Here is a 22,883-nt window from a genome sequence, read left to right as displayed (position 1 = left end):
CATGTAATGCAATATCATTTGAACGGGTTTAAGCCGGGAAACTATCAAGTACCTGATAAAGCTCGTAAGCCATATCCAAACCCACCTGTAGCGGATTTACCGACGAATGTGGATGTTTTAATTGTCGGTACCGGACCTGCGGGACTGACGATGGCGCGTCAAATGGCAGAGTTCGAAGATATCAAAACCTGCATCGTAGATATGGCGCCAGGTCCACTGCTTTTCGGCCGTGCAGACGGTATTTCGTGCCGCACAATAGAAATCATGGAAGCCTTCAATAGCAGTGAGATGGTCGTAAAAGAGACCTATCAATTGAAGCAGAATACTTTCTGGGAGCCGGATGCACAAAATCCTCAAAACATTAAGCGTACTGAGAAAATTGCAGATGCCCGAGCGGGGCTGTCTGAGTTTACCCACGGTATTGTCAACCAAGCTCGTCTACATGAGCTACTTATCGATGGTATGCGCAATTCCATTACGCAGCTTGAGCCTCACTACAGTCGCGAGTTGATTGACTTATCAATTGACGACGCGCTGACTCAAGATCTTCAGGCGTATCCGATTACCGCAGTGTTCAAACGGACGGATGCCGCTGGAAATGGCAAGACGGAAACTGTGAAGGCACGCTATGTGGTTGGCTGTGATGGTGGCCGCAGTCGGGTACGTAAAAGCATGGGAATTGAGTTGCAAGGTGATTCCGCTAACAAAGCATGGGGTGTTATGGATATCCTGCTTAATACGGACTTCCCTGATATCCGTGTAAAGAGCTTTATTCAGTCCAAAGACCACGGAGCCGTCATGACCATACCTCGTGAGGGTGGCTATCTATGTCGCTTCTACGTTGAGTTGGATCTATTGGACAAAGATAAGCGTGCCAGCGATGTAAAGATGACAGAGAAAGATTTGATTGCCAAAGCGCAGAAAATTTTTCATCCGTATACATTGGATGTGAAAGAAGTTGCTTGGTGGTCGATCTACGAAGTAGGTCAGCGAATTGCTGAACGTTTTGATAATCGACCTGTTGGCAGCTCTGAAGACATCATTCCACGAGGCTTTGTTGCGGGTGATGCGTGCCATACTCACAGTCCGAAAGGGGGCTGGGGGCTGAATACCTCTTTGCCAGATACCTTTAATCTTGGTTGGAAGCTGGCGTCTGTGCTTCAGAGAAAAAGTGATCCGAAGCTTTTGCATACCTATGAGACCGAGCGCCGCAAGGTGGCACAACAACTTATTGATGCCGATCGTGAGTTGTCTAAACTGGTGGCGACGCGTCCTGATGCGGGTGATGATTCCAAACAAGCTAAAGTCGACACAGCTAAAATTGAAGCTTTCATGAAGCGTCAAAGTGGCTTTGTCTCAGGCACTGCGATTGAGTATTTTCCTTCTTACATTTGTACTGGACAGCAGCATCAAGAGTTGGCTTCGGGGTTCAAAATCGGACAACGCTTCCATTCTGTCGAAGCGCAACGTACCGCAGATGGACGTATTGAGCATCTAGGGCATTTAGTTAAAGCGGATGGTCGCTGGCGTCTGTTTATCTTTGGCGGTGAGCAGAGCCCAATTGATACGTCTTCTGAAATCTATAAGCTGATTGATTTTTTGGCCCATGACATCTCCTCTCCAGTTATCAAATTCACGCCAAAAGATGCCGACATTGATTCCGTCATTGATACTTATACGGTTTTCCAACAACAAGATTTGTCAATTCACGAGCTTCATCCTTACCTTTGGCCTGGCAAAGGTAAATACGGCCTACGTGACTACGAGAAAGTGTATCAATCCCAACCTGGCAATGATGTTTATGACCTTCGAGGCGTCAATCGAACGGATGGGTGTGTGGTAGTCGTTCGTCCTGATCAACACATTGCCGCGATCTTACCAATAACAGCCCATCTTGAACTGGCAGAATTCTTTAATCATTTCATGATTCAACAGAACTAGTCGAAGCGGCCCGGAAAGCAATTTTCGGGCGCTAGCTGCTGCGCTTTCAAAAATGTCCCCAAAGGGACATAGAGGATGCTAGCGCGCAAGTGTAATTTTTAAGTAACGCAAACAAAAGGAAGCATAAAAATGAAAAAAAGCGCAAAACTTATCTTGGCTCCGATTGCCTGCTCCATGCTAATCGGTGCTGTATCCACGGCGGCCATCGCGGCCGAATATCCAAATCGCCCAGTTCGCTTTATTGTGCCTTGGCCTCCAGGTGACCTAGAAGACGTACTTACTCGTAAAATTGCTGAAGAGATGTCTAAAGAAACAGGTGTACCAGCGAGTGTAGTGAACAAGCCTGGCGGTGGCGGTGTACTAGGCGCGACTGCGGTCGCTCAGTCACGTCCTGATGGCAGTGTGATCGGTTCTTTCGTGGTGGACCTTGTGACCTCTCAAGTGGTAGGCGGCAATGCACCTTACTCGAGAGATGATTTTGAGCCAGTGGGTATCTTTCTTGATTACCCATTCGTACTGGCAACCAAAGCCGATGCGCCTTACAACACGCTGGCTGAACTAGCTGAATACTCTAAAACCCATGATATTTCCCTTGGCCACTTTGGTTACCAAGCCCTACCCACAGCCTTAACTTTCAAAGCGGCTGAACAGTTGGGCATCAACATCGCATCGGATTCTGCTTTTAATGAGCTGAACTGCGCAACACTAGCGAATGGTGATGCGGATATTACCAATACAACCACACAACAAATTCTTCCCTGTTTAGATTCTGGCGAAGTGAAGCTTCTCACTTCCTATACCTTCAATCGCTTATTAACTGCTCCTGATGTGCCAACGCTAAACGAGCAGACGGGTATTCCTCAAACACTCTGGAACGGTCTGTTTGTTAAGAAGGGTACGCCAAAAGAAGTGAAAGAAAAAATTGCTTCCATTGCTCAAGCCGCCTTGCAATCACCTGATGTCGTTAAACTGCAAGAGACGACGGGTGCAGGGGTGTATTGGACGAATATGGATGATGCAGAGAAAGTAATCGAGCTGGATTACGAAAATGCGAAAAAACTGGCGGATGCTAATAAATAGCCCGTCATTCCAGCCGGTTTGAAATCCACATAACAATAATATGGTGTGTACTACATGACGATTAATGTAATCAACCCTGCCACGAAAGCTGTTTATAAGAGTATCCCGGAAACAACGGAGGCTGAGCTAAACAGCATTGTTGAAACAGCGAAAGAAGCCTTTGAGATTTGGCGCTCCAAATCCGATGAAGAGCGTACCCAAGCCATGCTAAACATTGCCGATGAGATTGAGGCTTGTGCAGCGGAATTGGCGGAAATCGTTGTTTCAGAACAAGGTAAACCGCTTGCGATCGCTCAAATTGAAGTGGGTGGCGCAGCAGGTTGGACTCGATACAACGCTAGTTTGTCACTTGAAACAGAAGTGATTGAAGACAGTGCTGAGCGTTATGTTGAAATTCAACGTTTACCGGTCGGGGTTGTGGCTTCTATTACGCCATGGAACTGGCCACTTATGATTGCAGTATGGCACATCATGCCTGCGTTAAAAGCGGGCTGTAGTGTGGTGGTAAAACCGGCTTCAACAACGCCTATCAATACCATCAAATTGGCCGAAATCATTAACAAGCATACGATCCCAAACTTAGTTCAGGTGGTTGTAGGTGGCGGTCGAGCGATTGGTGAGCCATTGGTGCAGCACCCTGATGTCAAGAAACTTGTGTTTACGGGATCCACACCTGTTGGTAAGCATTTAGCGAAAATTGCAGCAGGGGACCTTAAAAAAGTCACGCTTGAACTGGGTGGCAATGATGCCGGTATTGTGTTGCAAAACGCCGATATCAAAAAGATTGCCGAAAAGATCTACATGACGTCTTTCATCAACATGGGACAAACTTGTGCCTGTTTGAAACGTTTGTATGTGCATCGTTCTAAGTACGACGAGCTTGCCAAGGCCTTGGCAGACATCGCAGCGGCACAAGTGGTCGGTAATGGCATGGACGCGGGTGTGACCTTTGGCCCTGTACAAAATGAGAAGCAGTTCAACAGTGTGAAAGCCATGATTGACGAAGCCAAGGCATCTGGTGCTGAGGTGATTGAGCCGACGCTACCAGAAGGGTTAAATGGCTACTTTATTGCGCCGACACTGGTTAAAAATCCTCAACATCAGATCTCTGTAGTGTGCGAAGAGCAATTTGGTCCAGTGTTACCGATCATTCCGTTTGATGATGTCAAAGAGGTCATGTCCCATGCGATTCATAAAGAGTTTGCATTAGGTGGGTCGGTTTGGGGCGAACCATGCGAAGAGTTGGATTGGGTGGTTTCGCAATTGGACTCTGGAACGGTATGGGTAAACAACCATGCGGAAGTCCTGCCGCATATCCCATTTGGTGGCAATAAAGACTCTGGCTTAGGCGTTGAATTTGGTAAAGAAGGATTACTTGAGTATACGGTTAGAAAAGTGGTTAACCGAGCTAAGTAAATCATAAAGATAAGGCGCAGCTTCATTGTGAAGCTGCGCCTTTTTTATGGGGTAAGTCATGAAACATATTCTTTATGCTTCCGATTTGGAAAATGGAAGCCGAGTGGTATTGCACGCTGCGATTGAGCAAGCAATCCAAAGCAAAGGACGAATTTATTTTCTACATGTATCTGAACAGTTTCACCGTGGTCAAGATGAAACACTGGGCGGCTTTCGAGTAAAAAAAGCACACGATAAGCATCTAGAATCGCTGAAAACCGAAATACGTGCCTACATGAAACAGCGCATCCATAACTTTGTTGCGGAAGAGTTAGAACAATCTGAATTCGATGCGGAGCAGATAGAGGTCATCGTAACCTTTGGCGAACCCGCGAAAAAGATTGTCGAGGTGGCCGAAGAAATTGAGGCGCAAATGATCGTGATGGGCGATCGAAGAGTGAATGCTTTGTCCCGGTTATTTTTAGGCTCCACTGCACAGAAAGTTATTCATAGTGCTTCAACCCCCGTATTGATTGTCCCGATTTCAAATACCATCAAGCAAGTCAAGGTTGGGGCATAATATGGATCAAGCTTATCGTAAATCTAAACTGTTTTTCATCGTGACTTTAGTCATCACTTGTTACCTGATTGTTAGCTTTCCGGAGCATACCACGACACTAAAACGTGCTCGAGGTTGGTATACGCAACCTTATGTCGCACCGCTAGTTGGCTTAAGTATTCTGGCCTTTTTCTCCTTTATTAAGCTTCTAACTTTGTTAAAACCAGTAAAAGGCGAACCTAGCCTTATTCAAGGACTGATTGAAAATCTACCTTACTATCAGGTGGTGGTGATCACTGGTGGGTTGTTCATTGCTTACATCTACGCCTTAGGCTGGATTGGTTTTGCCCCGGCCACGCTGTTGTTTGTCTTAGCACTACTCTGGTTAAGTCGTTTGCTGTCATGGTTTTGGGTCGCATGTGCCGTTGCTGCTGTGTCCATGATCGTGTTGATTTTCCGAGTTGGGGTCAATATTTGGTTTCCAGATGTTGTGCTTTATGAAGCGCTGTTTAGTGACGGTGTCCTTTGGTTTATGAACAGTTACTTGTAGAGATGATGTATGGAACTGATTAGTTTAGGTATTAATGAAGTCCTAAGTGGCGGTGTCATTTGGGCAGTGATTATTGGCGCGCTAATTGGCGTGACCATTGGCTCTATTCCAGGACTGGAACCTGCAGGGGTGATGGCGATTCTGCTGCCATTAACCTTTTCTATGGAGCCGTTGTTTGGGGTCACGCTTTTGTTAGGAGTGTATGGTGGCGCTTGGTATGGTGGAGCCATTCCAGCCATATTGATGAATACGCCCGGAACGCCTGTAGCGGTATTGACCACCTATGACGGTTACCCCATGGCAAAAAGGGGGGAAGGTAAAAAAGCACTATCGATTGCTTATACCTCGTCTTTTTTTGGTGGCATTATTTCGGTGTTATCGTTGGTCTTTTTCGCTCCAGTTTTGTCTCAAGTAGCCACTTTATTTGGCTCCGCGGAATTTGCCATGCTGGCGTTGTTAGGTATGGTCTTCGTGGTCTTGGCACACAATGAATACGCCATTGAAGCGGCGGCGATGATAGGCTTGGGGATGTTTTTAGGTACCATTGGTATCGATCGTTCATACAGCACTCAGGTGTACACGCTAGATCAGTCATTTTTATTAGCAGGGGTGCCTTTAGTACCAGCTGTAATTGGGCTATTTGCCATGTCTCAGGCGTATATCCTGCTGTCGACTAAAAGTGGTGATTCATTCAAAACAAAGCTGGAAGGATCAGGTCACTTTTCAGGTTTTGTGGTTTTACTTCGTAATAAGGTGACCGCTATTCGCTCTGCTATTCTTGGAGTCTTAATGGGACTTTTACCAGGGGTAGGGGAGTTCGGTTCACAGTTTTTCTCTTATACCTTAGCTCAGAAGTTTTCTAAAAAACCTGAGGAATTTGGCAATGGCGCCGAGGCGGGTATTGTTGCATCAGAGACATCAAACAATGCCGTCACAGCATCGGTTTTGATCCCTCTATTGGCGTTTGGCATCCCAGCGGATGCGTTGATGGCCATGCTATTGTCCGTATTTATGGTGCATAACTATATCCCCGGACCGCGTTTGTTCACAGAGCATCCAGAGTTTATCTCTGGTCTTTACGTTTCCTTGTTCATTATGAACATCTTTGTGTTTGTGTATTTAACGTTTGCCTCGAAATACATCGTTAACATCACTCGTATCCGTGGTCGATTCATTGGTGCATTGATTTTTGTACTAGGTTTCTTGGGGGCCTACAGCCAGAACTATCAGATCACTGATGCCCTGATTGCGTTGTTTTTCTCAGTCATTGGCTACATCATGAAGCGCAACAATATCCCAGCTGTGCCAATTATCCTCGGCTTAGTACTAGGCCCTGTGTTTTTGGATCGTATGCGTCAGGCATTAGGGGTATCCAATGGCAACTTCGAGATCTTCGTAGATCGTCCGATTGCTTTTACCTTATTGATGCTCACCATGTTGTCTATCACCGTGTTTGTTTTTAGCAAAGTTCGTAAGAAAGCTGTTGCTTAAAAAGATAAGCGTTTGATAGTAAACCGCTAAGACTAATTTCCAAGCCATTATTATTGCCTGACTTCAATATATTATTGAAGTCAGGCTTTTTAGTTTATGCTTCGTCAGATATTCACAATAAAAAATCCCCAATAGTTGGCTACTCCAACTATTGGGGATAATCACGTCACTTGAGTGACGGTTAGGCGGATCGAGCGTTAACAGGAGGCACTTTATGAGCCCAAGGTTGTGCTTGCTCTAACTGTGCGGCGAGTTGTAATAATGTCGCTTCCTCACCAAAACGCCCAACAAAGTGCGAACCTAGTGGCAGTTCATTTTGAGTCCAATAAAGCGGAACCGACATAGCAGGCTGCCCAGTTGAATTAAACACCGCAGTGTATGGGCTGTAGCCATGAGAAAGATGAATAAACTCGTCGAGCGACGCCTCCGCATTAAGCATACGAATATCGCCTATTTTTGGAGGCTCGCGTGTTAAAGTCGGTGTTAACAAAACATCAAACTGCTGCATAAAGCCCGCCATTTCACGTCCTAGACGATGGAAATGCTCAATTGCTTGAGTGTATTTTACTGCACTAATATTACCTCTTTCGCGCAGGATAATACGGGTTCCGGCCTCTAACTCTTCATCTTTTACTGGCGCTCCTCGCATATCTCCCAGTAACTGAACATAGCTTAATGTGTTTGGTGCAATCACATCGAATGCGCTACTGAAAAATGAAGGAAGGTCTACAGGAAACTTCACGATTTCGACTGAATGCCCTAAGCTTTCGCATAGTTTTGCTGTATGCCTTACGCTAGCCAACGCTTCTGGAGATAAGCTCCATGGGCCAGCATCTTCGACCAGCGCAATACGTAGTGGTTTTACTTCCTTTTGCATTGAGCTCAGGTAAGAATCTTGTTGTATCGGCGCTGCGTAGGGGGCTCCTAGATCGCTACCTGCGACGACATCCAGCAAGGCTGCACTATCACGTACAGAGACAGTAAGTGCGTGAGCACATCCCATGCCGCCCCAACCTTCACCGACTAAGGGGCCACTTGGAACCAATCCTCGACTCGGCTTTAGACCAAACAAGCCACAGCAAGAGGAAGGCACACGGATTGAACCGCCGCCATCATTACCATGTGCAAAGGGCACAACCCGGGCCGCAACGATTGCTGCGGAGCCACCACTAGACCCCCCCGCACTATGATCAAGATTCCAAGGGTTGCGCGTCACACCAAAACGTCCCGATTCAGTGGTATAAGAAATACCAAATTCGGGAGCCGTTGAGGTGCCAATAAAACGCAGACCGGAAGCACGTAAACGTGAGACCACTGAGTCATCGAATCCTGGGCGGGCTTTACCTAGGGAGAAAGAGCCATTACTCATACGTGCTTCTTTCATTGGTGCAAAGAGGTCCTTCACCAAGGTAGGCACGCCCTCAAATGCCCCTTCCGTAGTCGGCGCTTCACGTGCCGCGTCATACAGCTTTTCCGCTACAGCATTAATAATAGGGTTTACCTTTTCTAAGCGCTCGATACTCGCATTCAAAAGCTCTTGCGCCGTTACCTCTTTATTTTTCACATGTTCTGCCAACGCAATACCGTCGCATTGATCCATTAACGAATGAATGTCTTTCATAATATTACCTACAACATCTGTTTAAAGTTTGTTTTGAATGAGCTCTCTTTTGTTAAGCTGCACTTTCTTTATTTAAAGGTTGGCTTTTACCACCAAGTAATCTGGAAAGGAGCCATATAGCCGCCACAACCGCACTTGCTATCGCTAAATAGACAATAGCGCTGGGCAGGTCTGTTTGAGTCATCGCGATAATTGTTCCCACGACGATTGGGCTGATAAATTGCCCGAGATAAAGTGCAGAAGTGAAACCACCAATACCGCGACCACGCACGCTATCAGGTAAAGCGTTCATTACTGAGGCCATCAAGTTTGGTACCATTAATCCAGCACCTAAACCGTGAATACATACTGCAAACAGTACTTGGTTATAGGTTTCTGCATTGGCCAGTAACCATAGTCCTACAGCAAGTAAAGCCATTAACAAAGCGTTGCAGCCTGATAGACCAAACAGGCGACGTAATAGTGGCCAAGTTAACGATCCGCCAAGAGTGGCTAGCAAGCCAAGCCCTGCGGATAGGCCGATTTTAGTCGTGGATGTAACCCCTATTGCTACCAACAAAGCAGGTGCTTGCACTGGGACGATAAAGTTCAGCACCATGCCACCTAGAATCATAAGGTAACCAATAATGAGCGGAGCAAAAGCTGTATGAGCATTAGGATCAACTGGCGGCAAATGCCCTGAGTTCTTCTTAGGCTCCCATAAAATTCGAACCATGAAAGGAATAAGTAATAGTGGCCCTAAGTACAGGTAAAACGGGGTACGCCATGACTCTTCCCCCATTACCCCACCTAGGACAAAGAAGATTGAGCCAATGATTCCGATGGAGACCACTTGGAAATTAACAAACTTAAACCGCTCCTCTCCGTGCCAATAGTCTGCTATCAATGCAGTGCAACAGGTCATAATGACCGCCTCAGCACAACCAAATAACAAACGTGAAATAACGATGTCATTCAAGTCAGTGAGGAGAGCAGGCAAAACACCCAAAATGGCATACAAAAAGGTAGCCAAAATCAACATCGCCTTTCGTCCGACACGGTCCGAAATCCACCCAGCAATGGGTGCAAATAAAGCGATTGCCAACGCCGGGCCAGTCACCGCTAGGGGTAATAGCGTTCCCGCATCAGGGGTCACTGGGCCAAACTCTTGCCCCATCTTTGGTAGCATGGGGGCGACCATTACAGAGCCCATTATGGTTAAACTACTTCCTAGTGCGATCAGAATACCTTCGCGTCCAGCGGTGGCTTTTTTAACAGTGAATTGATCTGTCATATTCAGCCTCCTTAGAATGAATGTGCAACGCGAAGTGCTATGTTATAGCCTTCACTGCGATTAACTGAGTCGAACTCTTTGTAGGCATGGAACCATACATTTGGCATGCCTGGAGAGAAGTAACTAATGGCTGGTCCCAACGCGAGAGTTTCAAGCTTATTACCATCTACAATGGGCTGGCCGGTATAATCGCTACCGGTTTTATCGTCCGTTAGCTGTCGGTAGTAATAACCGCCTAGGCCAAGTGTCCATTCGTTAACGTGCTGACCAAAACCAAACTCGTGTCGGTATTCAAGGCCATTTTGGTAGTCGGTATCTTCATTTTTAGTGCTGATATCGAGCTGAAAATTGGAAGAAATTTCGAAACCACTTTGGGTGATATAGGTGAAGGCCGCACTAGGCGTAAATACCCAGTGGTTGATACTTGGAGATATAAACCTATCTTTATCGTAATCCCCCGTTGGCGCTTGAACAGCAAACTGAGTGTTTACTGCAAAATTAGGGGCTAGGTTCCAGCCCAATATAAAGGGTACAGCTTGAATATCCCCTAATCTGAATAACTCCGCGTCATCCTCAAACACTGTGCCTACACCTGGCACAGAGACTGAAAGACTGCCATCCATCTTCAAAAATGGAACAATAACAGAGTAACCATAACGCCCACCTAGAAGTTGTTTATCCGTCATTTTTAGATAAACAGCAGAGATCGAAAACACATCAAGACTAAAGTCCTGACCAGGGGTGCTGTCCCCATTGCCATTAGCAAGTTTATCTGCGCTATAGATGGCTGCCCGAGAAGCAAACGATCCATGTTCTGTAGCTGGTGGGAGGAAGCCCGCTCCGAAATCGTACACCCCCACTGAAGTAGAAGGGGAGCCGCTTTCGGTGGCTAGCAAGTAAGAAGAACAAGAAATAGCGGCAGCTAGGCCTGTATATTTACATACAACACTCACACTCTCTTTCATAAATCGCTCCTAATGTGAAAATATAATTATTTTGTTAGTCAACAATTTCACATTACAACGACTAAAAAAGAGGCGTTAGCCAATATTAGCAATATTAATAAGCACGTTTTAGCGTCTCTGAAGGAAGCTCATCAAATAGGGAACGATACTCGGCAGCAAAACGGCTTAGATGTAAAAACCCCCACTTTGCCGCAACATCCTGAACACAGCTTCCACCCGTTAAAAGATCACGATGCGCCGCATTAAGCCTTACTAGACGTAAATAACCAACTGGATTGATCCCTAAGGTATCTTGAAAACAGTATTGCAGCTTACGTCGGCTGGTTCCAAGCTCACTACAAAGCTGCATAATAGTCGGGGGAGACTCAAGATGAGACAGCATATACTCCCGCGCGCGGTCAACGAGTTGCTTGCGAGACGAAAAATCAAGATATTGGATGTTATTGTCATCTATCACATCGAGCAAATACGACAACACACTTTCTCTAACAGTAGTTTGAATACTGTTATATTTCAGTAGCGTAGTGTTGTGCTCGCCAGATAGCACAGATGAAAGAAAAGATTTGAAACTGGCTCCTCTAGGCAATCGGGACAGATAAAAGTTTTCCATTCTCTGGTCTAGATCTACCATGATGTTTTGTCGCTCTAACATGCCCTGCAACTCATTCATATCGCAGGACACGCAGAAGATATCCAATCCTTCTGGTGTCAGAACCTCAGGTAAGCGACCATTTGGTGTAAGTAAAGCATAATCCGCCTCAGATCTATGTCCGTTACAGTAAAACGAATCAACATTTGAGTTAACTGGAAAGCTCAAACTGAGCGCGCCAGCCCAAGAGTCGCCCACTTTTCTGATTGACTGATTAGCGCTATCACGCACCAATTGCATACTGCCAAGCTGCAACTCAGTGACACGTCCTTTAAAACGCCCGGCCGAAATCTGGTCATACTGAACTTGCCAGTTACTTAGAGCTGCCGCATGCTCTTCAATGTCCCAAGTGATCTGGTCGTTATAAACAACATCCTCGGTTAAATCTGTAATGGTTAGGTCTAACATATCCCCCCTTGATTGGTTGTTAAGCAACCAATCGTCCTAACATCACTCAATTTCATTGATCTGTAAAGAATCCAAGATAAATCCTGCCAAAATTGGATATTACAAATATCATCCAGCATATTCATAAAAAGCATATCTATGCAGTACGGATACGCAAAACAATTGTAAATGTGCAAAAAGATAGAGCTCCAAATCCCGCCATAATCAGCAGTAGCGAGTTAGGGGTACCATCAAACAATAATGTTGTGATGTAAGTACTTAAGGCGCCCAGTGCGAATTGCATGGCCACCAATAAGCCCGCAGCTGTTCCCGCTCGGTTGGGGATAATGTTAAATAAGCTGGCCAAACAGTTGGCACCAATAGAACCGGTAACGCTAATGTAGAGCATGCTGGATAGCATAAACAGTGGGGCAATAGCCGAGCTAACTGCTCCAATAGTCGTCATACCAAGAGTGGCTAAAACTGAAACAAAGATGGCAAACCGTAATGCATGTTCTGAGGAATAGTGATGCAAGATCCTCTTGTTGATCAGAGTCATGACGATAATCGCGCCGATATTGGCTGAGAAGAGCAGGCCGTAGGTGGATTCGCTGTATTCGAAATGCTCAATATAGACAAACGCAGAAGCGGCGATAAAGGCAAACATACCGGCAAATGAAAAGCCATTGGTCAGTATCAAAAAGCAAACTTTGGGTTCTTTTAAGCAGGCCACATAGGAAGCAAGGTAAGCTTCCAAATTGGGTGCATGGGCTACATCTCTTGTTGGCTCTTGAATCAGGGCGAAAATGCCAATAAAGGCGACCACTGAAAATGCTGCCAAAAAGTAGAAAATCCAACGCCAATCAAAGATTTCCACGATATAGGCGCCTAACAGCGGCGCAAACAACATCACGATCATCGATATGATGTGCATGGTGGATAAGATGCCAGCGGCTTGCTTCGGAGCAAAGTAATCACGTACCAGCGCTCTGGCAAGTACTGCAGCCGCCGCTGCTCCGATGGATTGGAAAGCGCGATAGGCGATCAGGGATTCGCCGGATTGTGCGATGGCGCAACCTAAACTGGTGAGTGCATAAAGAAAGGTGCCAGCCAGAAGTAACTTCTTGCGACCCAATTGGTCCGATAGGGGACCAAACAGCAGCATGCCAAAGGTCATGCCCACAAGAAATGCGGTAATGCTGTACTGAACCGTTTGTTGGCTCGAATCTAGGTCTGCGGCAATGATAGGCAAACTAGGTAAGTACATATCGATAGACAGTGGGCCAAAAGCAACGAGATAACCGAGCAACGGCACCAGCCATCGAGAATGGGGAGAAGTCATGTTGGTCTCCTTATTAAAACAAAAAGCCAACATAGAGTTGGCTTTTGCGAAAAAAAATGAGCGACTTATTTAGGTGTACGTAACACCATTAGCTTCAATTCGGTCATGTCTTCGATGGCATAACGAATGCCTTCACGGCCTAAGCCACTGTCTTTCACGCCACCGTAGGGCATGTGATCCACCCGCCAAGAGGGTACATCACCAATCACGACACCACCGACTTCTAGCTCTTCCCAAGCTTTATGGGCTTTGTAAATGTCTTTAGTGAAAATCCCTGCTTGTAAGCCAAAATCAGAGTTGTTGACTTCTTCTAGGGCTTTATCAAAATCAGAGAACTTAGACAAAATAGCAACGGGTCCAAATGCTTCTTGGTTATTCACTGTCATATCAGAGGTGACGTTCTCCAGTAGAGTCGCTTCCAGCATAGCGCCGTCACGATTCCCGCCGGCTAATACGGTTGCTCCAGCTGCTTTGGCCTCTAGTATCCAGTCATGAAGGCGTTCTGCTTCTTTTACCGAGATCATCGGCCCGATGAATGTTCGTTCATCCGCAGGATCGCCCATCACAAGGTTACTAACGGCTATGGCCAGCTTGTCTTTCGCTTGGTCGTATAGGGATTCATGTACCATGATGCGTTGAACGCTGATACAGCTTTGACCTGATTGGTAGTAGGCGCCAAAAATAATACGTTGTACGGCATCCTCTAAATCCGTCCCTTCATCTACGATACAAGCGGCATTACCACCCAGTTCGAGTACTACTGGTTTTTTGCCTGCTTTCTTTTTCAGATCCCAACCTACATCTGGCGATCCCGTGAAGCTTAGCAGTTTCAAGCGCTCATCAGTGGTAAATAAGTCAGCACCGTCACGGCGGCATGGTAGGATGGAAAAGGCCCCTTCTGGTAGTTCTGTTTCCGCTAGGATTTCAGCGACGATCAATGCGCTAATGGGCGTTAACGAAGCAGGTTTCAGAATAAAGGTACAGCCAGCTGCGATTGCCGGTGCAATTTTATGTGCCGCAAGATTCAACGGGAAGTTGAACGGAGAAATAAAAGAGCAGGGGCCGATTGGGAAGCGTTTCCATTGGCCTTGGTAGCCTTCCGCACGAGGTGAAATATCCATTGGTATTACTTCACCATATATACGTGTGGCTTCTTCAGCCGCAATCTGGAATGTGTCGATTAAACGTGTCACTTCACCACGAGCGTCTTTAATTGGCTTGCCGGCTTCTTGGCACAAGGCTACAGCAAGCTCTTCGAAACGTTCTTTAAAGCGTGCCACACAATGATTAAGAATGGCTTGGCGTTTGTATGATGGCAATGTTTTCATTGCTGGCTGTGCTTTATCCGCTGCGGCAATTGCCTTATCGATATCGGTCGCCGAAGCCAGCGCAACGGTTGCAATCAGTTCGCCAGAATACTTGTTGCGAACTTCAAGATCTTCATTGGCATATACAGGTTTGCTAGCCAAGTAAAAAGGGTACTGTTTCTTTAACATAGCGTGTGTCTCTCTTTGTTTTTATCCGAAAGTTGTTATCCGAGTAGGATTTGAATGGCGTGCTGCGCACAGTCAATGTCCTGATCTTCACTGCCCCCAGAAACACCAATGGCGCCTACCACTTCGTCGTTGATGACAACGGGCAGGCCTCCGCCTAAATAAGTGAACTTGGGTTCGCTTTGTAGGGCAGCCAGTACGGTTTGTTTGTGCGCTAAACTGGTTTGCCAATCTCGTGTTGGACGGCGAAATGAGAGGGCGGTGTAGGCTTTGTTCTCCGCTACGCCCACCGAGATCAATGGCGACTGGTTCATCCGTAAACTGGCGAGGGGTAGCCCCGTGGTATCCACAATCGTCAGGCTGATATGGATATTTAAGCTTCCAGCGCGATCGATGGCTGCCATTCCCATTTGAATGGCAGCCTGAGTGGTTAGATTTGTCTGAGTTGTCACGTATGTCGTCATGTACTTACTCTATGGGAAAGATTACGTTTACTTGACCTGTGCCGGAGCTTGGGAAGTAATCCGTAATGATTTCAGCTTTACCTTGGTATTTGTCCCAACCTAAGGCCCCAAATAACATTGCGGTATCGTGCATGCCGCCTTCTCCGCAGCAGTACTGAGCGTATTCTGGCAACATCGCTAAAAAGGTTTCGCTATCACCCTTCTGCCAAAGTTCTAACACGCGCAAGTCTACTTGGCGGTTAAACTCGCGTGAGATGGTGAAGGTGCCATTATTCGCAGCGTACAGTTCGTTTTCCCAAATCTTGTGGGACAACGACCCTGAAGCAAGCAACATGACATTGTTATCGCTGGCTTCAATCGCTTCCAAAATCGCTTCGCCAATCAAACGCGATTCCTCTAAATTATGAACCGTGCACCATGCCGCGACCGATACCACATCAAAATGATGGTCAGCGTTCATGTAGCGCATGGGGACTAAGGTACCGTACTCTAAATCTAGTGTTGCCACCTGATGCGATAGCATGTGTACACCCTTCGCCGTGGCTTTTTCAGCGATGGCATCGCCAAGTGCTGGATTGCCACGGTATTCATATTCCAAGTCTTGGATAAAATGTGGGAACTCATGGCTGGTGTAGACACCTTTAAAGCTGGCATTCGAATTAACGTGATGCCCAGCGTTCACCAACCAATGGGTATCCAACACGACGATGGTGTCGACTCCGGCTTCTTTTGCTCGACGAGCTATTTCTTTGTGTCCATCAATGGCGGCTTGCCGACAACCTTGAAGGTTCCCTGGTTGTTCGGAAAGCAGCATGGTTGGCACATGTGTGATTTTTGCCGCAATAGATAACTTACCCATAACTGATACCTCAAATAGTATTTTAATTAACATGTTAAGTAAATATATGTCGGCGAATTTATTGCTTCAATTACGGATGGTTTGTTGTTTGACTTAGGGCAAGAGACTATTGATTGCTTTGCTGATTTCTAAAATCTGTTGGAGACAGGCCCGTTTTGCGCATGAAAAAGCGTGAGAAATACGATGGCTCTAGCATGTTTAAATGATAGCTGATCTCACTCAGACTCAGATTGGTATGGGATAGTAAGCGTTTTGCTTCCAGAATAACGCGGCCATTAATAATTTGCTTGGGGCTTGAACCTGCAATCTTCTTACAGATGTAATGAAGCCTGCTTTCATTCAAATGCAAGTGTTCGCAATAAAAGCTCACATTGCGGTGCTCAATGTAATGTGACTCCACCAAGTGGCTAAACTTGCGGAATAGGGTGACTTCGGTGTGCTTATGTTGATTCTTAGGTGATTTTGACTCGGATAAGCGCACCATTGTAATGATCAGTAGTTTTAGAATTGAGACCATCGCAGGGTACTGCAAAGCACGTTGCTCGTGCCACTCATTCCTCAAGAGAGAGAAGAGAGTTTCAATGGTTTGCCATTGTGGAGTATCTGTTTGCTCAGAATGGAGTACCAGTGGCATATACAAAGTGGTTCGGTCAATATTCAGTTGCTCAATGATTTCCTCAAGCACTAAGCGGTGCATCGTGATCACAAACCCCGGTGCGTCAGGCTCTGTCCAGAAGGCATGTGGCGTAGAGCTAGGCGTATAAAACAGTGCTTTACCTTGGGTTTGATAGGTGTTTTGATCGATGTTGAAGAGTGTTTTGCCAGACTGGACAAAGTGAAACTGACAGTATTCACTGTGAAGATGCATGGGCATATCACGCCCAAAAAAATCCGCCAGCTTGCCCAACTTATCAAAGTGAATGGTCGCATCTTGATAGGCTAGATCGTAGTCTTCACCGATATTGATATTAGGTATCCATTCAGTCTTCATAGTATTTATTATTTCTTCTATTAGAACAAAAAAATGCCCAGCGAACTGGGCAAAAAAAGGGTGATGCTTGAACGCTTAGGCCCATTCTAAACCATAGCGCATGTTTAACTAGTAGACGGATGCATTACCCTGGAGGTCATTGTTTAATTCAGGCTTAAACTCACTGACTAAATTTTTTGTTGCGGTCATCAGCAAGCCCGTGTCACTGCCAACAGCCACAAATAGCGCGCCACAGTCTAAATAGCGACGAGCCTGTTTTTTGTCGGCCATCAGTACGCCCGGAGCTTTGCCTGCGGCAACGATCTTGGCAATGCTGGCTTCGATGACTTTGACCACTTCTGGGTGATTTGGCTGACCAATGTAGCCAAGTGACGCACTTAAATCCGCTGGGCCGATGAACACACCATCCACGCCTTCGAGCGCGAGAATATTGTCTAGCTCTTGTACCGCTTTCGCCGACTCAATTTGAACCAACACGCAGATTTCATCGTTTGCAGTCGTCAGGTAATCTGGAGTACGGTTGAACTGAGAGGCACGAGCCAAAGCACTACCAACACCACGGACACCCTGCGGTGGGTAACGTGTACCACGCACGATTTGCTCGGCTTGCTCTGCACTGTCGACCATTGGTGCCAGAACTGTTTGCACGCCTAAGTCTAGGATTTGCTTGAGTGCTACATCGTCCGCCCAAGCTGGGCGCACAATCGGATGTGTTGCAAAAGGGGCGAGTGCTTGTAGTTGCCCCAACATCGTTTGTAGCGTGTTCGGAGCGTGTTCGCCGTCTATCAATAGCCAGTCAAACCCAGCGGAACCAATCAGTTCCGCTGTGTAATTGTTGGCAAGGCCTAACCAAAGACCGATTTGCGGCTCTTTGTTAATAAGGGCCTGTTTGAAGGTATTTTTAGGAGCAGACATGCATAACCCTTATTTAAAGTAACAAGACACAGAGCCTAGGGTGCCGAAGTCGACATTGAAGGTGTCGCCTTTGCGTGCCGCAACGGGACGAGTGAAGGAGCCCCCCAGAATAATTTGTCCGGGTTGTAACTCCACATCAAACGGTGCCAATTTGTTAGCCAACCAAGCCACGCCATTCGCTGGGTGGTTTAGGACACCTGCGGCTACGCCTGTTTCTTCAATCACGCCATTGCGTTGCATGATGGCAGAAACCCAACGTAGATCCAGCTCATCAATTTTGATTGGGCGGCCACCTAAGATAATGGCAGCGTTGGCAGCATTGTCTGAAATGGTGTCAAACACTTTACGAGGGCGGCCACTTTCTGGATCGATGGATTGGCTACGCGCATCGATTAGCTCTAGCGCAGGGACCACGTAACCGGTTGCGTCATAGACATCAAAAATCGTGACATTTGGACCTTTCAATGGTTTTTTCAAGATGAAAGCCAACTCAACCTCAATGCGCGGCACAATAAAATCGTCAGTATTGATTTCACAGCCATCGTGGTAAAGCATGTCATCCAACAATGTACCGTAATCGGGTTCATCGATCTGCGAACTCATTTGCATGGCGCGAGAGGTTAAACCGATTTTATGACCAATGATTTTGCGACCTTCATTGAGTTTAATGTCTAACCATTCACGCTGAATCGCGTAGGCATCTTCAATGGTGATGTCAGGGTAATCCAATGAAATCTGACGGATCTGTTTGCGAGACTTTTCAGCGTCATGCAAGCGTTGTGCGCAGGTAGCGATAATATCTTTTGAAAGCATGAAAGACTCCTAGTTTAAGCTCGCAAGGTATTCAGATTCAGAAATGATGGTGTTTGTCAGCACGCCAACCCCTTCCACTTCCGTCGTAACAACGTCGCCTGGCTTCACATCCGCTAGACCTTCAGGTGTACCGGTGAAGATCATGTCACCTGGTGTCAGGGTCATGATCTCACTTAGGTAAGAGATCAAGTGAGGAATATCAAACACAAGGTCTTTGGTATTGCCTTCTTGCTTTAGCTCGCCATTGATGTAAGTGCGTAGTACTAGATTATGTGGATCTTGGATTTGATCCGCGTCGACAATGTAAGGGCCAATTGGCGTACAAGTGTCGCGGCTTTTCACGCGAAGGTTAGGGCGGTAGTAGTTCTCTAGGTAATCACGGATAGCGTAATCGTTACCAACGGTGTATCCGCCAACATAAGACATGGCGTCTTCTTTAGAGACGTTTTTAGCTTCTTTACCAATGACGACCACAAGCTCACATTCATAGTGCATGTAGTCGACATTGTCTGGACGGTACGTATTTTGTTCGTGACCAATAAGTGTGTTGCTGTTTTTTAGGAACACAAGTGGTTCATCAGGCGCCTTAAACGACAGTTCGGCAGCGTGATCGGCGTAGTTAATGGCAAGCACAAACATCTTGCCTTCACAGGGTGGCAACCAGGTAAAAGAGCCAGCATCAAGCACTTCACCTGAAGCAGTTACGACTTGATTATTGTCATTTACGGTAACGTTTAGGGTTTGATCATTTACTTTTACGCGAGCATGTTTCATGTTCGATCTCACTCTTGTTCAACTGGGTTCGCTAGACGGCCAACGGCCTCAACATCAATCATGACGATATCGCCACCTTTTATTTCTAAAGAGGCGTCACGTAGCGGTGTGCCCGCGATGATGAGGTCACCTTCTTCAAGGGTCATGAAGCTTGAGATGTAGCTGATGATCTTCTCTACGCTATGAACCAAACGGTCGGTGCCTGTGGTATGAACCAGTTCGTCGTTGACATAAGTTTTGATCGATAAGTTGTTTGGATTTGTGATGAGCGATTTATCAACCACCCAAGGTCCAATTGGACAGAAAGTGTCGCGGCATTTTGCTTTGACCGCTGGTCGGTAAAACGAGGTTTCAGCCAGAGAGACTTCGTTAACAACGGTGTAGCCTTTGACGAAATCCAGCGCTTGTTCTTCCGTCACTCGAGTCGCCGTTTTGCCGATAACGATACCCAAGGCTGGGCCCGCATAAACGGCGCCTTTGTCTGTTGGAACCTTGATGGTTTGGCCATGACCAATATGGGTGTTATCGGTTTTGATGTGAAGAACTGGTGTTTTAGGCGCGGTGACATAGGGCTTGTCTTCGAACTGATCCGCTAAGGTCGCCACTAAATCTTTATGGTTTAACGCAACGCCAATCACTGCACCCTTGACCGCTGGAGCAAGTGGTTCTGTCATTTCTATAGCAAAGGTTGCGTCACAAGTTTTTGTCACCACTTTGCCGGATTCTTCTAGTCGGTATGTGTACATAGGAATAGTTACCAAGTTACTTTAGTTAACATGTTAATTATATTCTCGTAAATAAAACTCTGATGTCAACTTCTGTTTTTAATTTAAGAATTTTCTAAACAAATCTCGCTGGGAACGGATATTCAGTTTGCGATAAATATTTTTGCGATGGTTCTTGATCGTACCTTCCGAAACAAAGCACATTTCAGCGATATGTGCGGAGGCTAAGCCTTGCAAAATGTATTGCACCACCTCTTTTTCTCGTTTCGTCAGTCCGAACTGATCCATCACTTGATCTGGTGCTTCTAACGGGAGGGTGTGGTTATTCGCCAAGATATGTGCGTCGTTTTCAACGGTCAGGATGGTTGAAAGCAATGCTTCATGCTTTTGAATCGCAGATTTTATCGACTCTAGGTAGGGGCGTAATTCACTGTTTAGCTGATGAATTGGTGTGTTATCTGCTGTGTACGCGAGACAAATCGTCCGCTCATCGTTCAGGCTAACAATTAGATTAGCTTCGTTTTTCCAGCCGATCTTATGGTAAAAGCGATCGTAATACGTGGAGCTTTCAAAATCATGTCGCGTAATGCTGTCTAGGGTCACCAACGCTTTGTTCTGATGTTGATTAATGACATCGTAAAAAGGGTCAAGCTGATAGGCAAAGTCGCAATAGAGCTGGTCGAGCTCTGGCTCTTGAAACCCCGCTAACAAGGCTGGTTTATCCGCTTTGGGGTAACTGAATACCTTAAAGTTGGAAACGGTCGAAATTTTACTAAAGCAAACGCCTACCTGCGAGTAAAAGCTGGGCTCTCCAATTGCCCCAATAAGCTCTGGAAGAGTTTGAAATAAAGAATTGTCCATAACCGTCATATGCACCTCTTAATTGTTGTTCTTGAGCTGGGTTTTACTGCAGGATCGATGGCTATTTGGCCTATCTTAAACGTGTTTCCTAAAAATTTCTCTTATCACAACTAGTTTCGTTCGTACCAAGAGCCCTTGACAGATCCTAATCTCAGTATTAATTTACTTAACATGTTAATCAATTGAAAGGGTTTTTGCCTTTCCATCACATATAAATGCTTCATAGGAGAGCAGGTGAAAATGATCAAGAATTTAATTAACGGCGAATGGGTTGAAAGCGAAAAGACGTTTCAAACCTTTAACCCAGCGACAGGTGAAGTGCTTGCTGAAGTGGCTCATGCGTCCGACGAACAGGTTGCGCAAGCGGTACAAGCTGCCAAAGACGCTTTTCCAGCATGGGCAAATATGCCGATTGCAAAACGCTCAAAGATCATTGAAAAGCTAGGCGATCTTATTGCCGAAAATGTTGAAGAGATTGCTCGACTAGAGACGGCTGACACGGGCCTGCCGTTGTATCAAACGCTGAATGCATTGATCCCTCGTTCATCGAATAACTTTTACTTTTTCGCTGAAAAAGCAAAGCAAATGAATGGTCATACCTACCCAGTTGATGACCAAATGTTGAACTACACACTGTACCAACCAACGGGTGTGTGTGCATTGATCTCTCCATGGAACGTACCTTTTATGACGGGTACTTGGAAAACGGCGCCTGCATTAGCACTGGGTAATACCGTTGTGATGAAACAGTCGGAGTTGTCTCCACTAACCACGGATTTTCTTGGCCGTTTGACCATTGAAGCAGGCATTCCGCCAGGCGTATTCAACATCGTTCATGGCTTCGGTGCCACGACGGGTAATGCCATCATTACCAATGATGACGTTGATGCGATTTCCTTTACGGGTGGCACTGCGACCGGTAAACACATTATCGCCAATGCTGGTCTGAAAAAATTCTCTATGGAACTGGGCGGCAAGTCGCCAGTAATGATTTTTGAAGACTGCGATTACGAACGTGCGCTGGATGCAGCGGTATTTGGCATCTTCTCTATCAATGGTGAGCGTTGCACTGCGGGTTCTCGTATTTTTGTACAGAAGGGCATCTACGACAAATTCGCTACCGAGTTTGCTGAGCGCGCCAACAAAATCAAAGTTGGTGATCCAACGGATCTTGACACCAAAGTTGGTTCACTCATCAGTCAACAGCATTTCGACAAAGTGACTGGCTACATCCGTATTGGTATCGAAGAAGGTGCAACACTGATTGCTGGTGGCCCAGATAAGCCAGTAGATGAATTGCCAGATCATCTAAAAGACGGTCACTTTGTTCGTCCTACTGTTTTCCGCGACGTAACCAATGATATGCGTATTGCACAAGAAGAAATTTTTGGCCCTGTTGCCGTATTGATTCCATTTGAAGATGAAGACGATGTAGTGGCAATGGCAAACGACAATGAGTACGGCTTAGCGTCTTACCTATGGACTCAAGATGTTGGCAAAGTGCATCGCATCGCTCAGAAAGTAGAAGCGGGCATGATGTTTGTTAACTCACAAAACGTACGTGATCTACGTACACCATTTGGTGGTGTTAAAGCTTCAGGTACCGGTCGTGAAGGCGGTGATTACAGTTTTGAAGTGTTCTGTGAACCTAAAAACGTATGCATCAGCCTTGGCTCTCACCATATCCCTAAATGGGGTGTGTAAGCTGGTTTGATTATCAATGGAGCTGGCTTAG

21 protein-coding genes are annotated in these 22,883 nt (G+C 46.2%); 7 read left to right on the top strand and 14 right to left on the bottom strand.

All coding sequences use genetic code 11. The annotated features are described in order from the left end of the window. The first annotated feature begins 6 nt into the window (after nucleotides 1-6). The 6 genes from ASC49_RS10025 (at nucleotide 7) to ASC49_RS10000 (ending at nucleotide 7,016) form a co-directional block, all read left to right on the top strand. Nucleotides 7-1,941, top strand: a complete 1,935-nt coding sequence (locus tag ASC49_RS10025; protein WP_055463106.1) for an FAD-dependent monooxygenase — start codon at nucleotides 7-9, stop codon at nucleotides 1,939-1,941. Nucleotides 1,942-2,070: 129 nt separating this feature from the next. After that, on the top strand, nucleotides 2,071-3,021 hold the full coding sequence (locus tag ASC49_RS10020; protein ID WP_055463105.1) for a tripartite tricarboxylate transporter substrate binding protein: 951 nt from the start codon (nucleotides 2,071-2,073) through the stop codon (nucleotides 3,019-3,021). A gap of 54 nt (nucleotides 3,022-3,075) precedes the next feature. After that, the gene (locus tag ASC49_RS10015; protein ID WP_055463104.1) at nucleotides 3,076-4,437 is read left to right on the top strand and encodes an aldehyde dehydrogenase family protein; all 1,362 of its coding nucleotides are present in this window, start codon (nucleotides 3,076-3,078) and stop codon (nucleotides 4,435-4,437) included. A gap of 58 nt (nucleotides 4,438-4,495) precedes the next feature. Continuing rightward, complete coding sequence (locus ASC49_RS10010; RefSeq protein WP_055463103.1) at nucleotides 4,496-4,996, top strand: universal stress protein; 501 nt, start codon at nucleotides 4,496-4,498, stop codon at nucleotides 4,994-4,996. Nucleotide 4,997: 1 nt separating this feature from the next. After that, complete coding sequence (locus ASC49_RS10005; RefSeq protein WP_055463102.1) at nucleotides 4,998-5,525, top strand: hypothetical protein; 528 nt, start codon at nucleotides 4,998-5,000, stop codon at nucleotides 5,523-5,525. Between the two features lie 9 nt (nucleotides 5,526-5,534). Further along, the gene (locus ASC49_RS10000) at nucleotides 5,535-7,016 is read left to right on the top strand and encodes a tripartite tricarboxylate transporter permease (RefSeq protein ID WP_055463101.1); all 1,482 of its coding nucleotides are present in this window, start codon (nucleotides 5,535-5,537) and stop codon (nucleotides 7,014-7,016) included. A gap of 181 nt (nucleotides 7,017-7,197) precedes the next feature. On the opposite strand, the gene ASC49_RS09995 is transcribed toward ASC49_RS10000, so the two are convergent. The 14 genes from ASC49_RS09995 to ASC49_RS09930 form a co-directional block, all read right to left on the bottom strand. Next, complete coding sequence (locus ASC49_RS09995; protein ID WP_055463100.1) at nucleotides 7,198-8,637, bottom strand: amidase; 1,440 nt, start codon at nucleotides 8,635-8,637, stop codon at nucleotides 7,198-7,200. Nucleotides 8,638-8,689: 52 nt separating this feature from the next. Beyond that, nucleotides 8,690-9,910 (bottom strand): MFS transporter, encoded by a 1,221-nt coding sequence (locus tag ASC49_RS09990; RefSeq protein WP_141656825.1) that lies wholly within the window; start codon nucleotides 9,908-9,910, stop codon nucleotides 8,690-8,692. Nucleotides 9,911-9,921: 11 nt separating this feature from the next. Beyond that, nucleotides 9,922-10,875: a SphA family protein gene (locus ASC49_RS09985; RefSeq protein WP_055463098.1), complete on the bottom strand. Its 954-nt coding sequence runs from the start codon at nucleotides 10,873-10,875 to the stop codon at nucleotides 9,922-9,924. Between the two features lie 94 nt (nucleotides 10,876-10,969). Next, nucleotides 10,970-11,932 carry a helix-turn-helix domain-containing protein gene (locus ASC49_RS09980; protein ID WP_055463097.1) on the bottom strand — a complete coding sequence of 321 codons (963 nt, stop codon included), beginning with the start codon at nucleotides 11,930-11,932 and terminating at the stop codon, nucleotides 10,970-10,972. Between the two features lie 136 nt (nucleotides 11,933-12,068). Next, nucleotides 12,069-13,253, bottom strand: a complete 1,185-nt coding sequence (locus ASC49_RS09975) for a multidrug effflux MFS transporter (RefSeq protein ID WP_055463096.1) — start codon at nucleotides 13,251-13,253, stop codon at nucleotides 12,069-12,071. Between the two features lie 65 nt (nucleotides 13,254-13,318). Beyond that, a complete protein-coding gene (locus ASC49_RS09970; protein WP_055463095.1) occupies nucleotides 13,319-14,749 on the bottom strand; it encodes an aldehyde dehydrogenase family protein in 1,431 nt (476 codons plus the stop codon). 35 nt (nucleotides 14,750-14,784) lie between these two features. Further along, nucleotides 14,785-15,210 (bottom strand): GlcG/HbpS family heme-binding protein, encoded by a 426-nt coding sequence (locus tag ASC49_RS09965; protein ID WP_055463094.1) that lies wholly within the window; start codon nucleotides 15,208-15,210, stop codon nucleotides 14,785-14,787. A 4-nt stretch (nucleotides 15,211-15,214) separates the two neighbouring features. After that, on the bottom strand, nucleotides 15,215-16,069 hold the full coding sequence (hpaD, locus tag ASC49_RS09960; RefSeq protein WP_055463093.1) for a 3,4-dihydroxyphenylacetate 2,3-dioxygenase: 855 nt from the start codon (nucleotides 16,067-16,069) through the stop codon (nucleotides 15,215-15,217). A gap of 106 nt (nucleotides 16,070-16,175) precedes the next feature. Next, nucleotides 16,176-17,060, bottom strand: coding sequence for a helix-turn-helix domain-containing protein (locus ASC49_RS09955; protein WP_055463092.1), 885 nt, complete (start codon nucleotides 17,058-17,060; stop codon nucleotides 16,176-16,178). 108 nt (nucleotides 17,061-17,168) lie between these two features. Then, nucleotides 17,169-17,975, bottom strand: coding sequence for a 4-hydroxy-2-oxoheptanedioate aldolase (gene hpaI / locus ASC49_RS09950; RefSeq protein ID WP_055463091.1), 807 nt, complete (start codon nucleotides 17,973-17,975; stop codon nucleotides 17,169-17,171). Between the two features lie 9 nt (nucleotides 17,976-17,984). Next, entirely contained in the window at nucleotides 17,985-18,788 is an 804-nt protein-coding gene (gene hpaH, locus ASC49_RS09945; RefSeq protein ID WP_055463090.1) for a 2-oxo-hept-4-ene-1,7-dioate hydratase, read from the bottom strand. A 9-nt stretch (nucleotides 18,789-18,797) separates the two neighbouring features. After that, entirely contained in the window at nucleotides 18,798-19,562 is a 765-nt protein-coding gene (locus tag ASC49_RS09940) for a fumarylacetoacetate hydrolase family protein (RefSeq protein WP_055463089.1), read from the bottom strand. 8 nt (nucleotides 19,563-19,570) lie between these two features. After that, nucleotides 19,571-20,308: a fumarylacetoacetate hydrolase family protein gene (locus ASC49_RS09935; protein WP_055463088.1), complete on the bottom strand. Its 738-nt coding sequence runs from the start codon at nucleotides 20,306-20,308 to the stop codon at nucleotides 19,571-19,573. A 78-nt stretch (nucleotides 20,309-20,386) separates the two neighbouring features. Then, nucleotides 20,387-21,157 carry a helix-turn-helix transcriptional regulator gene (locus ASC49_RS09930; protein WP_055463087.1) on the bottom strand — a complete coding sequence of 257 codons (771 nt, stop codon included), beginning with the start codon at nucleotides 21,155-21,157 and terminating at the stop codon, nucleotides 20,387-20,389. Between the two features lie 231 nt (nucleotides 21,158-21,388). On the opposite strand from ASC49_RS09930, the gene hpaE reads away from it, so the two are divergent. After that, nucleotides 21,389-22,852, top strand: coding sequence for a 5-carboxymethyl-2-hydroxymuconate semialdehyde dehydrogenase (hpaE, locus tag ASC49_RS09925; protein ID WP_211262044.1), 1,464 nt, complete (start codon nucleotides 21,389-21,391; stop codon nucleotides 22,850-22,852). Nucleotides 22,853-22,883: the final 31 nt, after the last annotated feature.

Source organism: Marinomonas fungiae, assembly GCF_001418205.1.
GTDB classification, from domain to species: domain Bacteria; phylum Pseudomonadota; class Gammaproteobacteria; order Pseudomonadales; family Marinomonadaceae; genus Marinomonas; species Marinomonas fungiae.
Note: the sequence above shows the minus strand (reverse complement) of the source record. Positions and strands in the feature narration are given on the sequence as shown.